General features: G+C 41.2%; 18 protein-coding genes and 1 pseudogene. 14 read left to right on the forward strand and 5 right to left on the reverse strand.

Annotated elements, in window-relative coordinates:
• Positions 1-126 precede the first annotated feature (126 nt).
• The 4 genes from LGO15_RS03230 (at position 127) to LGO15_RS03245 (ending at position 3,360) form a co-directional block, all read left to right on the forward strand.
• Entirely contained in the window at positions 127-1,065 is a 939-nt protein-coding gene (locus LGO15_RS03230; protein ID WP_226086724.1) for a hypothetical protein, read from the forward strand.
• A 390-nt stretch (positions 1,066-1,455) separates the two neighbouring features.
• Positions 1,456-1,887 carry a hypothetical protein gene (locus tag LGO15_RS03235; RefSeq protein WP_226086725.1) on the forward strand — a complete coding sequence of 144 codons (432 nt, stop codon included), beginning with the start codon at positions 1,456-1,458 and terminating at the stop codon, positions 1,885-1,887.
• 301 nt (positions 1,888-2,188) lie between these two features.
• Positions 2,189-2,434, forward strand: a complete 246-nt coding sequence (locus LGO15_RS03240; RefSeq protein WP_226086726.1) for a hypothetical protein — start codon at positions 2,189-2,191, stop codon at positions 2,432-2,434.
• Between the two features lie 41 nt (positions 2,435-2,475).
• A complete protein-coding gene (locus tag LGO15_RS03245; RefSeq protein ID WP_226086727.1) occupies positions 2,476-3,360 on the forward strand; it encodes an alpha/beta hydrolase in 885 nt (294 codons plus the stop codon).
• 101 nt (positions 3,361-3,461) lie between these two features.
• Here the strand turns inward: LGO15_RS03245 and LGO15_RS03250 are convergent, their stop codons facing one another.
• On the reverse strand, positions 3,462-4,379 hold the full coding sequence (locus LGO15_RS03250; RefSeq protein WP_226086728.1) for a hypothetical protein: 918 nt from the start codon (positions 4,377-4,379) through the stop codon (positions 3,462-3,464).
• A 379-nt stretch (positions 4,380-4,758) separates the two neighbouring features.
• Between LGO15_RS03250 and LGO15_RS03255 the strand changes: the two genes are divergently transcribed.
• The 5 genes from LGO15_RS03255 (at position 4,759) to LGO15_RS03275 (ending at position 7,622) form a co-directional block, all read left to right on the forward strand.
• Complete coding sequence (locus tag LGO15_RS03255; protein WP_226086729.1) at positions 4,759-5,121, forward strand: hypothetical protein; 363 nt, start codon at positions 4,759-4,761, stop codon at positions 5,119-5,121.
• Between the two features lie 20 nt (positions 5,122-5,141).
• Entirely contained in the window at positions 5,142-5,312 is a 171-nt protein-coding gene (locus LGO15_RS03260) for a hypothetical protein (RefSeq protein WP_226086730.1), read from the forward strand.
• Positions 5,313-5,314: 2 nt separating this feature from the next.
• A complete protein-coding gene (locus tag LGO15_RS03265) occupies positions 5,315-6,310 on the forward strand; it encodes a hypothetical protein (protein WP_226086731.1) in 996 nt (331 codons plus the stop codon).
• A gap of 123 nt (positions 6,311-6,433) precedes the next feature.
• Positions 6,434-6,595, forward strand: a complete 162-nt coding sequence (locus LGO15_RS03270) for a hypothetical protein (protein ID WP_226086732.1) — start codon at positions 6,434-6,436, stop codon at positions 6,593-6,595.
• 421 nt (positions 6,596-7,016) lie between these two features.
• Entirely contained in the window at positions 7,017-7,622 is a 606-nt protein-coding gene (locus LGO15_RS03275) for a hypothetical protein (protein ID WP_226086733.1), read from the forward strand.
• An 84-nt stretch (positions 7,623-7,706) separates the two neighbouring features.
• Here LGO15_RS03275 and LGO15_RS03280 read toward each other — a convergent pair whose 3' ends face one another.
• Positions 7,707-7,865, reverse strand: coding sequence for a hypothetical protein (locus tag LGO15_RS03280; protein WP_226086734.1), 159 nt, complete (start codon positions 7,863-7,865; stop codon positions 7,707-7,709).
• Between the two features lie 252 nt (positions 7,866-8,117).
• Here LGO15_RS03280 and LGO15_RS03285 point away from each other — a divergent pair.
• Together LGO15_RS03285 and LGO15_RS03290 are read left to right on the forward strand one after the other, a co-directional pair.
• Positions 8,118-8,557, forward strand: a pseudogene (locus LGO15_RS03285) (GNAT family N-acetyltransferase).
• Positions 8,551-8,979, forward strand: coding sequence for a GNAT family N-acetyltransferase (locus LGO15_RS03290; protein WP_226087808.1), 429 nt, complete (start codon positions 8,551-8,553; stop codon positions 8,977-8,979). The pseudogene LGO15_RS03285 and the gene LGO15_RS03290 overlap by 7 nt, the downstream one beginning before the upstream one ends.
• Positions 8,980-9,121: 142 nt before the next feature.
• On the opposite strand, the gene LGO15_RS03295 is transcribed toward LGO15_RS03290, so the two are convergent.
• The gene (locus LGO15_RS03295; protein WP_226086735.1) at positions 9,122-9,991 is read right to left on the reverse strand and encodes an STAS domain-containing protein; all 870 of its coding nucleotides are present in this window, start codon (positions 9,989-9,991) and stop codon (positions 9,122-9,124) included.
• A 303-nt stretch (positions 9,992-10,294) separates the two neighbouring features.
• On the opposite strand from LGO15_RS03295, the gene LGO15_RS03300 reads away from it, so the two are divergent.
• Complete coding sequence (locus LGO15_RS03300) at positions 10,295-11,191, forward strand: GNAT family N-acetyltransferase (protein WP_226086736.1); 897 nt, start codon at positions 10,295-10,297, stop codon at positions 11,189-11,191.
• Positions 11,192-11,414: 223 nt separating this feature from the next.
• Here LGO15_RS03300 and LGO15_RS03305 read toward each other — a convergent pair whose 3' ends face one another.
• Positions 11,415-11,930, reverse strand: a complete 516-nt coding sequence (locus tag LGO15_RS03305) for a CBO0543 family protein (protein WP_226086737.1) — start codon at positions 11,928-11,930, stop codon at positions 11,415-11,417.
• Between the two features lie 209 nt (positions 11,931-12,139).
• Between LGO15_RS03305 and LGO15_RS03310 the strand changes: the two genes are divergently transcribed.
• Together LGO15_RS03310 and LGO15_RS03315 are read left to right on the forward strand one after the other, a co-directional pair.
• Entirely contained in the window at positions 12,140-13,126 is a 987-nt protein-coding gene (locus tag LGO15_RS03310) for a Gfo/Idh/MocA family protein (protein ID WP_226086738.1), read from the forward strand.
• 756 nt (positions 13,127-13,882) lie between these two features.
• Positions 13,883-14,860, forward strand: a complete 978-nt coding sequence (locus LGO15_RS03315) for an aldo/keto reductase (RefSeq protein ID WP_226086739.1) — start codon at positions 13,883-13,885, stop codon at positions 14,858-14,860.
• Between the two features lie 47 nt (positions 14,861-14,907).
• On the opposite strand, the gene LGO15_RS03320 is transcribed toward LGO15_RS03315, so the two are convergent.
• Complete coding sequence (locus LGO15_RS03320) at positions 14,908-15,759, reverse strand: TVP38/TMEM64 family protein (protein ID WP_226086740.1); 852 nt, start codon at positions 15,757-15,759, stop codon at positions 14,908-14,910.
• Positions 15,760-15,860 lie beyond the last annotated feature (101 nt).

The raw sequence follows: 15,860 nt of genomic DNA on the forward strand, positions 1-15,860 counted from the left end.
ACCACTTTTAAAGAGATCAGTAATCAGAGCGTTGATCCAAGATGAAGGATTAACGCTCTTTTTGTTGAACTTAATTAACAGTCTGGCTGCATTCTTGTTAACAGGCTATTAAAAGGGGAGAAATAAATGGACCGATTTTATTCACTGTGTCTTCAAGGAGATCTAAATACAGCAATGAAATACCTTGATTCTATCCAGCCAAAGACAAAGGAAATGGAAAAAATACATCAAATGTATATGGAAAGGTTTTATTATCCAGAATATGCTGAACAGATTCTTGATGGAGATAGGTGGATTAAAGATGTACTAGCTGCCTATCATCATTATTTTCGAACCGTATTGACCAATGCAGACTCACTTCATGAGGCGGAGGCAGACTTGAACAATAGATTGAAAAGTCTCTTGGAAATTGAGTCACCATTCATGATTGATGAAACTGAAAATGAGCTGGCTGCTATTTTTGCTAAAAAAGGCTATCACTTCTTGGGCGGCGTTACTCCTCCATATAGAGGCGCATATATATGGAAACGTTGTGAACCAATTGATTTTAAAGTTGAAATTCCTCACCAATCGATCAAAGTGACTGTACACATGATGTCCGATTTCTTGCTAGAAGGCTGGATGGGATTCGCCACTTTTAACAATAGAACAGTCGGTGGATGGGCACAAGAAGATGGATTGTATTGTAATGCGAAGCGGTATGAAAACCTAGATCACGACGATTTTCAGGTATCCTATTTAAAACACGAAGCTCAGCATATAGCTGACTACAAATCCTTTCCTGGTTTGCCGTCCGCTGAATTAGAATACCGGGCAAAACTAGTTGAGCTTATCTATACCAAAGATCACTCACTACTAAAGAAATTCTTAAATGATGCAAAAAATGACCCTGATTTTCCTCATCCGTATGCTTCTTACAAGATTATTAGGAATCTGTCATTTGAAATCTTTGCAAAAGATTATGAGTCTGATATACATGTTTGGTTAGAAGAAGATTATCAAAAAATCTCCTCCGCAGCCCTGGAGCTTTATGATCAGAACACTAGTGAACTAGTGGGAGCTTAGCGATCACAAGAGATAAATTCATGAGTGATGATAGTAACATTAATTGTTCATATATCTACCAAGCATAGGGAACTTCACAGACCCTATGCTTTTGTTGTGAAACGAACCATGAGCAATCTCTAAAAATGGTGTAAACACAAAACGATTGGGTGATCCAGGGAGGTTCCCACCAATAAACACGAGAACTCTTCTGTTTCATGTATTTTGAAGTAGAAGTGATAGTCCCTTTGTAAAGCTTCCATTCTATAAGAGCGGAGAAATGTCTAATTGTTGAGCATCCATTTTTCACTATTGATGGAAAAATAGATATTTTACATACACAGTTTGTCCATACATTAAGTACGGAAGTGAATAAATTATAGTATCAACAAGGAAAGGGGGGAAATGAAATTGGGAAAAAAGCTCACATCAGGACCGTTTTTTGTACCATTGTTTCAGGATGGAACGGCAGTAGAGTATCTATTGATAGGTTTTAAAAATCTTGCAGACGAGCAGTCTACTGTGAATTTATCTGTGCAAGTTTGCCGTGATCCTTTCTTGTACCCGGGTATTTCTCCAGAAGTTGCAGTTCCGATTACGATTTCTACTGGAACCTATACAGAACTGGCTGTCGATATACCTGCAGGAAGTTGCACAGTTGTGAAAGTGGATGCTGGTCCAGAAACATTCCAAGGTAACAACATGCTCAGGGTTACGTTAGAAGGAGATTTAGACGAGGATGGTGAAGAAGTGGTCGTAGCGTTGTCCGGTGTCAAAACAGGTGGAGAGACAGTAGTTTCAATGGTGTTCAAGCATAACGATTTTATCGAGTTAGACGACTAATCTGGCAAAGTTGGGTAAGCCTCATTTGTTGCTGATGAGGCTTAATCCAACTATAGGAAAATGAAACAAATGACACATCGCGGTTCTATGTAATTCTAAGAGACAGTGGAGTAGCCCCCGCTGTCTCTTATTATGGGAATTTCATTGTAATTGTTATATATTGGTTTAAAATTATGAGTAGTAAATCATATGTAAGGTGAGGTTGGATCGGATTAGTATGATCCGTGTGAAAAAGCGTGCATGAAAATGAGCTTTTTCGTCGGTTTTTCTATCAGCAATAGTCTTATAGAGGAGGATGAATTTGCAAAGCGCCATAAAGTTTAAACCTGAGTATATTACAATTCTTTTAATCGCAATAGTGAGTGTTGTTCTGGTTTTAACCTTTTTTACTGGACAGACTTCACTTAAGGAAGTTCTTACCTATTCTTTGATCATTATTTTGCTCTCTTTTTTAACGAAGGATATTAAAGAAAGATTCGCTACAGATAACAGGGCTTATAAGTATATTGTTCTGGTATTTTTGTTTGCTTACTTATCCCTGTTCTAGTCGTTCATTTTCGAAGCAAAAAGGAAAGCGAGGAGTCTAATATGCTGACAGAAAGAAAAGTCAAATTACCTAATTCAATAGAGTTGAACGTGAAGTATTCGGATTCAAATAAACCTGTTCTCTTGTTTCTCCATTTTAGCGGAGGGACTTTGAATATGTGGGATGGCATTTTGCACATGTTCAGTGAGGAGTATCGAGTTATTGCTCCTGATTTCAGGGGGCATGGGAAATCGGATAAGCCAACGACGGGCTATCATGTTGATGATTTTGCCCATGATTTATACTTGCTGCTCCAAGCTCTTGATGTCCAGAGCTGTCATGTTGTAGGCAGTTCGATGGGAGCTGAGATTGGGTTGAGTTTGGCAGCGTCCCACCCTGACATGGTGAAGTCGCTTGTTTGTGAGGGTGCTCTATACAATGAGTTTGGGGAGTATGGAATCTTCAATGGGACTGCAGAAGAAATTGCTGTTGAAAAAGAGAGGCAGAGGGAGAAGCTGATGGAACGAAGAATGCCTGAACATCCTTCCCTCACCGAGTTCCTCTCTAAAGTGAAGAAGCCGGTTGAACGGATGGGAATTCTGAATGACCATTTCCTGAGCTACCTTGAGAGTACGGCAGAAGAGCTGGATGACGGCACCGTAACCAGTCATTACCGGAATCACGTAAGGATGGAGTACATGGAAAAATACTGGGACCTTCAATTTGAGGAATATTATCAGAAGATAAAATGTCCCGTTCTTTTTATGCCAAGTGAAGAGGAATATGCTGATGAAAAAATCAGGAGAAGTTTGGATGCTTTTTCAAAGCTTGTGGATTCACATGAAATCATTAAAATTGAAGGTTCCATGCACGCCTATGTTTGGATGCAGCTTCCGATAGAAGCAGGTATGGCGGTTCAAGGTTTCTTGAATACTCGGTTTCTTTAAGAAAGAAAGCCTTATCCTATTGGTGGATAAGGCTTAATGTAGCAGGAATTGTTGTGCATTCGAATCTTGAATGAAACGAATCACAGTTCTCGTGGTTGACATTATCTAATAATGTAGCCATCTCCACCTATAGAAAAGGCGAGGAAAGGCTCTCCCTCAGGATTAGGCATCACAAAGTCTAACTTGTCGTATCCCAGCTCGATAGCAAGGCTCATTACTGCATCAGAATTAGCACCCGTATCTTTTAGAACCTGGGCATTGGTATCCTGGGTAATGACATAAGCCAGTTGTCCATCTACTGCCTCTACTCCGATGATGTCTACATAGGTGTCAAAGTTATTCAGCTCTGCTTCAATCTGCGGTACAGCCTGATCCATTGCCTTTACACCTTCCGCATTTTGCTCGATGGCATCCTGGTCTACCAATTCTGGGTAAAAGTTATCCAGTATTGCATCAGGAGTGTCTGTAGGTGCAGACTCCCAGTTATCCTCGATTTCTACAGGTTCTACATCATATTGAGTCTTGTCTTCAGAAGTATAGTCTGTCTCTGCTGTCAATCTGGATACTTCTGCCTCTAGTCCTGCAATCTCTGTATTCGCTCTGTCCAGCTGTTCCTCAAGTCCATTTATTACATTCTGCAGTTCTGCCTGAGCCTCGGCTTTTTCTTCCTCTGATATTCCTGCCTCTTGTAGTCTAGCAATCTCTGCCTGAGCCTCTTCTAGCTGAGCAGTGAGCTGATTGACTGAGTACTCAAGGTCTGCCTTATCTGTCTTTAAAGAGCCGATCGTATTGTTAGCCTCTGTAGCAGCATCTTTGTACATAGTCTTTAGGTCTTGAAATTTACCTTTGATGTAATCCTTATCGGATACTGCCTGTGCAAAGTTATTTCTCATATCCTCGGCCATGCCCTTAATGTTGTTAATATCCTCTGTGCCGTTGTAGTTGATACCTGCTACTGTTATACCTCCTGCAAAGACTGCTCCTGCTAGTACCTTTGTAAGAATCGAGTCGAATGCCATTCTTTACACCTCTCCTATTAGTTGTTTAGTCTTTACCGTTCATATAGAAATAACCTCTTTACAGGATTAGTTCTATAGTCCTTAGATGGCTGACAAAATGCCTTAAGGGTACACTATACTATGACTAAAGATGCTCTTCAATGGAATAGACAGTGGTAGGTTATGGCAGTTAACAAGAACAAAAAAAGGCAGATTCATAGCGTTGCCCCTTGTGTTTAATTTCTCTAGAATATCAAGTCTTTGCTTGCCTGATATAAGCTCGGCAAGCAGTTCGTTTCTTTTACGATATGAAGGAAAGCAGAAGCCAGTAGCACACTTTTGATTTTCGACTGGAAAATTATGCTACAATTAAAAAATAGACCATTAGGAGCGGATGATCGTGAACATACTAACAGAAGGTTCAGTTGTGCAAAGCGAGAAATTTGTAAATGGTATTCTTGAGAATGGCCAACTGTATGTTGGTGATTATGAAGAGAATAGTATTTTCGATTTTTCAAAGGGGACTAGGGCTAACGACTTTTCCCGGGGAGATAAAAAATACGTCGTGATTGGCTGTTGGGAAATGGAAGCAGCGGGCATCATTATGTACCAGAATCGATTTCTTGCCAAAGAACTGAATGAAGATGGCACCTACAATGCCAAGGGCGAGGAAATCAATTTTTCAACTGCGGGTGTATATCGTGGATCTATCCGCGAATCAGATATTTCTATCATTAAAGTGATGAAAAAGGTATTTATCTAGATTCATAAGGGGGAGCCTTAATGAAGACGGAGCTTTGTCCAAAGTGCGGCTGCAGGATGATGGAGGATGCGTTCGAAGAGATTGTTGAGCTTAAGGATGGGTCCATTCAGTTGGAGACAGTTTATCCCGCCTGGGTGTGCAGTGATTTCTGCGGTTATTATGAAAAAATGGATGCTAATAGGAGGGAATGAATATGTCGCGTTATTTTAAGTTTGTGTCAATAAGGAAAGGTCACGAAGATTGGATGCTAACAGAGCTGGAGGAGGGACGGGCGAGGTTTGGATGGAGCAGTGCCGGTTCTGACTTGAGGTTGATCAAGACAAAACCTTCATCTGCCAGGACGGCGGAAGAAAAAATTGTATGGCGGTACACGCAGTTTTTAATCAACAGGTTGACGAAAGGGGATCGGCTGATCATTCAGTTGAACAGGCCGTTGCGAAAATTCGTTATTGCTGAAGTGACAGGTGAGTATCATTCTACAGAGCCGCAAGAGAGTGATTTTAATCATTATATTGAGTGCAAGCTTTTAACGGATACGTCTATCAATGTGGAATCCCAGGCAGTATCACAGTCATTGAGGCACCATCTCTCGAAACGAGGCCATTATTATGAGATTTATGAGGATCTTGCCAAAGAGGAACTGGATTGGATTGTGGAAAAATCACTGCAAGGGGATGCAGAGTTCTTGAAAGCCAATGAGATTGAACATACTGCTGAGTTCGAATCAAAAATTCTCGAAGAAGATGTCATTACTCAAACCTATAAGCGGATTTCTACCAAATGGCCGAGCGCTTACTTTGAAAAATTTGTTGCAGACCTTATTCGTTCGACTCCTGGGCTTGAAGTCAAGAAACAGGGCGATTCTGGACTCGGCTGGGATCTCACGATGAGGATTCTAGACCCAATCGATGGGTCTATTTTACACGAAGATATTCCAGTTCAGTGCAAGAACTATATCGGGGCAGTGAAGACGAAAAGACCGATAGATGATTTGGAAAGATGTATAAGAAACTCAGGTTCCTCTATTGCCTATCTTTTTATCATCGGAGATTTAACAAAGGAATTTGAGGATGAATTTGATAATAGACTTGAGGCATTGCAATCAGAGAATGAACACATCAAACTGAAAGTCATTGGTCAGGAGCAAATAGCGAAAATGTACTTGAATCGGGTTGGGGCTGGATTTTAATCCGATGAACAAGTTTGACGGCCAATGTTCAATTACTGAATTACATAGGTTTAAAAGGGTGGATTTTTTATGAAAAAGTATCTTTACTCTGCTTTCGTTCTAATTATAGGTGTGGTTTTTACTATGTTCATTGGTGGAAGTCTTGGAGATGGAGATGGAACCATTAGTAGCGGTGTCTTCAACTCGGCTATGGCCGGACTGATCTTTGCCATTATTTTTCTAAGTGCCACTATCATGCTATGTACATTAATGATTATTGAAGAACTGAAAAGGCGAACTAAGTAGGTTTCAGCTTTTAGCTGTTTTGGTAGAAGTGCGGCGGGTCCAGTAGCTCTCATTTTACAAAAGTGAGAATCGGAACCCTTGCCTAATATACGAAAATTCCACACGGAGGCAGTAAAATGGGAATATTTATTATTGTTGTTGGCCTCGGCCTTGATAGATGGGATTTGGTTAGTTGCAAAGACAACTAGTAAACTTCTTATTTCGCTGGAAAAAATCGGCTGTTTTTTCCAGTTCGCTATAAAACCGAAAAAGTCGCTATATAAATGAGAAACTCGCTATAAAAACAAAAAAGTCGCTATATAAACCAAATGGGGACAGACGGACGGGCTTCCATGCACGGAAACTTGAAATGGGTTGCCTGTTTACCGATAGAAATATAGGCACAAACGGTATTTATTAATAGTAAAAGAGGGAGTAAACCATGTTTTGGTTCTTTATTGTGATATTTTTTGCTGATTTGTTATTAGGCTTGATGCAAGCGTCACTATGGCTCATTATTTTGGTTAATCTTGTTATTATCTTAGTTTTTATGTACAAGAGCTTTTATCCGTTTCTTTTTGAGAAGGATCCGGATAAGATCATGGACTTTATGAAGAAATCGAAGCATCCGCAATTTCAGTTTCATTATTATTTTTTCAATGATGAGTTGGAGGAAGCGGAGGACAGGATGTATAAAATTAAATCTCCTTTTTATCAAAAGCTGAGTCATGTAAACCTGCTTGTAAAAAGGAAGCAGTATGATGAAGCGGAAGAGATGGCGAGAGGATTAAAGGACAATATGTATAAATGGTATTCCCTTGCTGGGATTGCGATTGAGCAGGGGGATCGTGAATCATATAGGAAGTACAAAGATAAAGTGAAGAATCCTTTTTACCGCAGGTTATTGGAATTGGATGAGCTGGTCCATGTCGGGGAGAAGGAAAAGGTGCTCAGCGAATTGGAGACTATGATTCCGAGTTTGCGGGGAGCCAAGCTGCTTAGCGTGATTCAGTATAAGCAGGAACTCTTGAAGCAGAATGAGGATTAAGGCAAATACTTAGCACGGGGGCGTACCCTGTGCTTTTTATTTAGGAGACAGCAGAACCATCCGCTGTCTCTTTCACCCTCCTAGCTAACTTCTCTTTTCAGCAAATAACAAAAATAGTGTTGCTAAAGGACCTAATAAAAGAGAAAGCAAAAACCAATTCAATCCGGTCCTATTCTTTCCTTGTGCAAGTCCAGCATTTATTAATGCTAAGGTTCCCCAACCAACAAAATATTGATTATCCATTATCTTACGCCTCCGGTCCAATAAAAAGTGCAGCTAACGAATTAGCTATCTATATATAACAATTATACTACTAATTATTTGCAATTTGAGAAATGTTGGAAATAAATACACGAAAAACTGCTCCTTTCCATTTTTTTAGAAGGCATAATCTTGAGACAGCAGAACCGTCCTCTGGGAACAAAATAACGTAAAGGAAATTTATGTTAAGATTTATATACAGGGTCCAAGCATCAATTGACAAAGAGGTGCAATATGAAATTTCGTATAACCAATGAGATGAATGAGACAAATAAAAGCCATGTTAATCAAAAACTTTATGAATATAATTTAAAGCATTTTCCTGAAGATCTAAGAGGAAGATATCGAGAAGTGAATTTCTTTTTATTAGATGAGGATGGGAATGTTCGTGGGGGCATTTTGGGAGAGGTATGTTGGAATTGGCTGGAAATACATATGTTATGGTCGATGAAGATCTCCGCGGCTCAGGATATGGAACTCAATTGTTAGGAGAAATGGAACAAATCGCCGTAGAGAGCAAGTGCGATTTTATAAAGGTGGATACTCTGAGCTTTCAGGCGCTGGATTTTTATCAAAAGAATGGTTATACCGTTTACGGCACACTGGATAATGTGGGAAGAGAATTCAAGCATTTCTATTTAAAGAAGGATCTTTTAAGCGGGGAATCATTGTGAAAGTAGTCACGGCACAGTTAAGAGATCTAAACACGATTGTTCAAGTAGACCGTCAAGTGATAGGAAATACAAGCAGAAAAGATTTTATTGAGCAAGCGATTAAACAAGGGCGTTGTATTCTAGTGAATGAAAATGAGGATGTTGCTGGATTTTTGATATATGATACTCATTTTTTTGAATGTACGTTTATATCCCTGGTTATTGTATCTCCCGCAAAGAGACGAAAGGGTATTGCGAGTCAATTGATGAATGATCTGGTTCGCACTGCTCCTACTGACAAAATTTTCTCTTCTGCCAATCGTTCTAACAAAAGCATGCAGAAGGTCTTTGAAGCAAATGGATTTGTCGAGAGTGGTATTGTCAAAAACTTGGATGAAGGCGACCCTGAAATCATTTACTTTAAATCTAAGATTCTATCATAAGGTTTCGGAGGCTAGGGTTCTGTGTTGATCAGAGATGGGGAAGGCAGCAGGATGCCTAGGATACTGTGTTTGACTTCTAGGGTTTGGTACAAAGATTCCAATGCTTAATAAAAGGAAAAAGCAAAGGTTGATTCCTTTGCTTTTACTTTTGATCGTCAATAGTATTCGATAGGACAATCTTATTCGCCTTCAATGCTTGCTTTAAGGTTGCCTGTGTTGGTACTTTATGAAAGTTGATGCCTAGTTGGACTGCTGTCTGGGCGATTTCTGGGCGGATCCCGCTAATATGTACTTTTACTCCGATTAACTTCAAGATGTCGATAATTTGGAATAACTGATTTGCTACCATTGTATCAATAATGGAGACGCCTGATAAATCGATAAACAGGTGTGTTAGATGGTAATCTTTGCTTTGCATCAGGACGGATTCTGTAATGTGCTTTGCACGCTGGGTATCGATATCTCCCACAAGCGGCAATACTCCGATAGAATCTGAGAGTGGTATGATCGGGGCGCTCAATTCATTGATCAATTCACTTTGGACAGAAATTCGATCATTGTAATAGTTATAATATTCTTCAGCAAAGGTTTCGATGATGGTATCAAATGTGGAGTGGATCAATGTGCTCCAATGCAGGATTTCTGTATCGGAAATTTCCCCTTTATTCTCCATGACGAACAGGTGAACATGCTCCCAGAAAATACCTCTGAATACCTTGAATTGATGAATGACCTCGTGGAGAGGAGTTCTTGTCTCGACACGATCCATCGCAACGGCTTGAGCCCAAGTTTTAATCTCTTGATTCACTTCGTTTTCGCTGGTAACCAGTACACTGGCTACCGTTCTAATAAAAAGTCCATTTTGCTCCCTTAATCGGTCCTCAGCTCGATGGTTGTCACAAGAGGAGTATACGCTTGTAGGATCGTTGGCTCTCTTGCTTAACCATTTATTGGTGAGAATGGAAGGGTCTTCAGTGATGAAATCATAGAGTTTCTGATTATTAGGATTCATGATTTTCTCCTTAATTTCTGATATCAAAATGGTCATTTCTAGTTAAATATAAAGAATATATTAGATAAAATCAATTTTTTGTATGCTAAGGATTGGGCTTGCATTTATTGGCTGCTATTAGTTTAAAGAAAGAGATTTACCCATCTTCAGAGTGACTGTGATGGAGAAAAAGACGGCTGCCCATTCGGCTAAGTTCTAGACCTTGAAAGCAGGATATATTCTGTGGAAAAAAGAATTGTTATTGAAGTATGGCCAGAGAGAAATGTCTTTTTATTAAATGACTAATTTGAGAGGATGGGCATCATGAAGGTCGAAGCACTAAAAATGGAGCGACAGGGAGATTTTTTTGAATACTGTAAAAAACATCGAAAGGAACTGGATGATTCCTTTTTGTATGATGAAGATCTGGAGAACTTCAAGGCGGATGCCGAAAACCCTACTTATATAATGACTGACTCAAATGGGCAAATAAAGGGTGCTGCCTCTCTTATTCTGGATGACTACCATCGAAGGGGCAATAGGGCAAGATTCCGGATTTTTCATTGTGAATCACATGATGACCAGGACTATAAAAGACTGTTTGAGGCATTTTTAAAACATACAATGTCATTGGATCATGTTTTTCTATTTGTTCCTTTGCTCAACGAGAAATTGAAGGTCGTCATGGAAAAGCTTAATTTTGACGTGGAAAGATATACTTTTCTGCTGGTCAGGGAGGACTTGGAGGTTCGGGAACCGGCTATTCCAAAAGGTTATCAGATTAAGAGTTTCCGGCCTGGCAAGGATGAGGATGCTTGGTGCCTGGTAAGGAATGCGGCGTTCTCGACGCTGAAGGGAAGTGAAACGGCGATTACACCCGAGATGGTCGCAAAAATGCCGGCAGAGTCTGATTACCTGGATGGCGGTATGATGATTCTCTATGAGAACGACGAGCCAGTTGGAGTGGTGAGAGGGTCGGACGATGAATATGAAGATTCACCAATCATGAACATCGGACCAGTCGCTGTTTTGCCGGAATACCAGGGGAGAGGATTAGGCAGGGTCCTGTTAAGAGCCGCAATCAAGTTTTCGAAGGAAAAAGGGTACAACAGATGTGTGCTTTGTGTGAATGGAGACAATGAACAAGCTAAAGCCCTCTACCTGCAGGAAGGGTTCGAACAGACAGAAGGAGTAGTCTGTTATCGATATGAACTTAAGTGAAGCATCGGGATCGCCCCCGGTGTTTCTCTTTTTTTAGCGTATGGGTAAAAGGGGGGAGAGTCACCGGTTGAATGTCTAAAAGTATGAGGGGGGAGAACAGAAACAGGGTCTCCTTCTTACTTTCTTCTCCTCAGTTTTTCTAAATACAGTGCCATCCCTATGTAGATGCTGAAGAGAAGAACTATGAATAAGGGAGTGGATAGAGAATCCATCGGATCACCTTCTATTTTAAATCGTGTAATGCTGGATGAAAAAATAATAGGAGAACCGCAATAATAGGTGCCGATATAAGGAATGCGGCCAGCGCGTTTTTATAGTGGATCCTAACTACAGTAAAAGTAATGATGTTGAACAATACAGACCACCAAGCATTCCAGCCATTTTCATAGACAAACAAACCTTTAGCCTCGAATAGATATTCAATCCCGGAGAAATAGGCCACCCAGATCAGCACATACAAAAGTCCTCTTAACCTTTCTTTTGGAAAATACTCCAGGTAAATCATCAAGACGACAGGGACAATGAAAAATGTGAAGGCAATCTCGATCAGCGTGTGATTTAACCAATCAACTGTAACAGCTTTATACTTCCATAGAGTATGTTGATAGAAGAGGAAATTATACAATAAATTACAGATAATATAGAACTGGACCGTAGGGTAGTATTCTTTCCACTTATGCCACTTAACGAACTTTTTTGCAAAAATAATATATACCACAATGACTAATAACAAATACATATCTATAACCTCTTATAACTTTTAGTAGAATTCTCTCCAAAAAGAATCTTTCTTAGACACGATGGAGACACAGGCGGTTCAAGCGCCAAAAAAAGTGCGAATGGCTTTTTAACGATCTTCCATGTGTGCTTGAAAAATATCGTAGTATAATGGACAAACAAGGTCTGTTTTCTATTGGGCTACTCGTTACTTAAGGAGTTGAATGAACGATGGACGAAAAAGTGATCAAGTGGGGAATATTAGGGACTGGCGGAATTGCCAGTGCTTTTGCAAGGGATTTAAACTTTGCTGAGAATACGGAAAAGTGTGCTGTTGGTTCACGTACGAAAGAGAGCGCGGAGAAGTTTGCGGAGGAGCATGGTGTGGCCCGTGCCTATGGGAGCTATGAAGAACTTGTGACAGATCCGGATGTAAATGCGATTTATATTGCGACGCCACACCCGTTTCATAAAGAAAATGTATTGGCCTGTCTTCGTGCTGGCAAGGCCGTGCTCTGCGAGAAGCCTTTTACTATCAATAGCGGTGAGCTGGAAGAAGTCATTCAGTTTGCGAGAGAACAAAAGCTGTTCTTGATGGAGGCGATGTGGACACGTTTCCTGCCGCCGATTGTGAAAGTGAAAGAATGGATCGACAGCGGTGAAATCGGTGAAGTTCTGTTGGTGAAGGCCGACTTTGGCTTCCGTGCGCCATGGAATCCTGAGGGACGATTGCTCAATCCGGCCCTTGGAGGAGGAGCCTTGCTGGATGTGGGGATTTATCCTGTCACCTTTGCATCCATGATTTTCGGAACAAAACCGGAAAAGATTTTGAGCACGGCTCATATTGGGGAAACGGGAGTGGATGAACAGTTTTCCATCCTGCTATCCTATCCTGGTGGAAAGACGGCCACCCTTAATGGTGCTTTCCGCGTCGACTTAACGAATGAAGCCTATATCCTTGGGACAGAGGGTCATATTCGGATTCCGTCATTCCATAGTGCAAAATCTGCCTTCCTATATAAAAATGGTGAGGAAGCAGATTCATTCAACGATGACAGACAGTCGGCTGGATACGCATTTGAAATAGTAGAAGTAGGCAGATGCCTGAGGCAAGGCCTTCTTGAAAGCCCTGTCGTTCCCCTGGATGAATCCCTGGAAATCATGAAACTGATGGATGAAATCCGCGGACAGTGGGGACTGAAGTATCCGGGTGAGTAATGGATGTTTTAGATGAAAGCATGAGGAATAACGTCCTTTTTTCAGGAGCATGGGGACGTACCCTGTGCTTCTTTTTTCATGGGCGCAGCTCTTTTTAAAAGTAGATCAAAGTAAGTTCAGACAGCTTTCACGAGGGCCCCGAAAAGCTGTCAAAAGAAAGCCCGACTTGCGACAGGTTTGGGGTTAAATGCAGAAAAGCTGTCAAAAGAAAGGGCAACTTAAGACAGGGTTGGGGCCAACAGCTTAAATCTGTCAAGAAACCGAAGAAATTAAGACAAGTTTGGCACCAACAAGCAAAAAGCTGTCAAGAACCCGAAGGAATTAAGACAGGTTTGGGTTCAACAAGCAAAAAGCTGTCAAGAACCCGAAGGAATTAAGACAGGTTTGGGTTCAACAAGCAAAAAGCTGTCAAGAAAATGAAGGAATTAAGACAGGTTTGGGTTCAACAAGCAAAAAGCTGTCAAGAAAATGAAGGAATTAAGACAGGTTTGGGTTCAACAAGCGAAAAGCTGTCAAGAAAATGAAGGAATTAAGACAGGTTTGGGTTCAACAAGCATAAAGCTGTCAAGAAATCGAAGGAATTAAGACAGGTTTGGTGCCAAATGAAGAAAAGCTGTCAAAAGTAGTCCTGCTCACTACTTTTTCATCGGAAGGCGGTTACGCGCTACAACCCACGGCCTTTCATTATTATCCATCATCGTAATATGGTAGAATGGCTTGCAAAGGATTTTACTTTTACATCAGGAGGAATCTAGATTGAGAAAGCTGCCTATTAATGAAAATGGATTGAATGCTTCTGAGCTTGTTTTTGGCTGCATGGGGCTGGGAGGAAGCTGGGATTCTCAGCCGATTGAGCCGGAACATGTCAAGCAGGCGCATGAAGCGGTCGAAGCTGTACTGGCTTCGGGAATCAATATGTTTGATCATGCTGATATATATACATTGGGGAAAGCGGAGAAAGTTTTTGGTCAGGTTTTAAAAGAAAAGCCGGGACTTCGCGATGAAATCATCATCCAGTCGAAGTGCGGCATCCGTTTCGGTAATCAGGAAGCGGGACTGCCGACAAGGTACGATTTTTCAAAAGAGTATATTCTTGATAGTGTGGATGGCATTCTTTCAAGGCTTGGAATTGAGCACCTGGACATCCTGTTGCTGCACCGTCCTGATCCACTGATGGATCCAAACGAGGTAGGAGAGGCCTTCCATCAGCTCAAGGCTTCCGGCAAAGTGCGTTCATTCGGTGTTTCCAACATGAGTGCCGGGCAAATGCGCTTACTGCAGAAGCATACGGATGAAAAAATCATCGTCAACCAGCTGGAAATGAGCTTACATAAAATTGGCTGGCTCGATACGGGTGTCCATGTCAATCAGGAGGCGGCACGCCAGAATACCTTCCCGGAAGGAACGCTGGAGTATTGCCAGATGGAGAATATCCAGATTCAATCATGGGGTTCCCTTGCAAAAGGGCTCTATTCCGGGAAAAATATTGATAAGGAAAGCACAAGTGTCAAAAACACCGCAGCTCTGGTACAAAAGCTGGCTGAAGAAAAGCAAACCACACCAGAAGCCATCGTTCTCGCCTGGCTGATGAGGCATCCAGCAGGAATTCAGCCTGTCATTGGCACGGCAAACCCTGAACGGATCAAGGCAAGTGCAGATGCAGTCAATGTGACTCTGACTCGTGACGAATGGTATACATTGTACGTGAGCTCACGAGGCGTTAACCTGCCTTAATTTTTTGATGTAAAAAGAGGGACGGATTCTGTAGATCCGTTCCTCTTTTACAATCCGCGTTCTTTGCTTAAAAATCTCTTCGATATGGCGGTAATCCCAAAAAGAATAATGGCCATAGCTGAAAATCCAAACATCAATTGCGGGGGTGTCAAAGACAGTCTCTCAGCCAATTCCACTGAGTATGCGAGCATCGTTGCTGTGAAAAATTTTGAGATTGAAGCAATCAGTAAGAACCTTTTGGGTGATACTTGCCCAATGCCTGCTCCTACACAGATGATTTCGTCTGGGAGGATTGGAATGATGAATAGCAGGAACATGATCAGCGTTTCATTTTTCGAGACATATTGCTGGTATCTTTCTAGCTGCTGTTCCTTGATGAACTTGGAAATGAATTTCCTTCCTCCGTATCTAGCGGCAAAAAACATGACCGAGATTCCAAGCAGTGTTCCGGGAAAGGCAATGGCTGCTGCAACGCCCGGCCCGAATACCGCGCTCGCACCCGGGATTGTAACAGCTTCAGGGATCGGAAGGAGGATGGGCTGGGCAAAGCTGATGAAAAAGAATATATATTTTGCTGTATGCAGATGTTCTTTTAACAAACCTTCAAACCCATACACATCGGTAAAAACAATCACTTTTGAGACATAAAAGATCGTCAATGTCAGAAGCACAATCGCCCCTAAATAATACAGAATCATTCTATTAATTCTAATAAGACTGTTCCGCCCCGTCATGACGAAATATCCATCCAATGCTAAAACCACGAGCAAAGCGCTTAAATAGAGCCATTTGTAAATTGGAAGTACTGTAGGCAATAGCGCAAATACAAAATAGATGGCCACGATGCTTATAGATAGGTGCAGAATCCATTCATGCGCTTTTTCTCTATGTGTAATCAAGTTGAATTCTCCTTTATCTTTGCTTGTGTTTTCATTATAGGAAAGGCAAGGGCAGGAATCGACGCGCTTAGGTTTGAAGTTTCGCTAGGACTTGAGGCTGA

It is taken from the genome of Mesobacillus sp. S13 (assembly GCF_020422885.1).
GTDB lineage: Bacteria > Bacillota > Bacilli > Bacillales > Cytobacillaceae > Mesobacillus > Mesobacillus selenatarsenatis_A.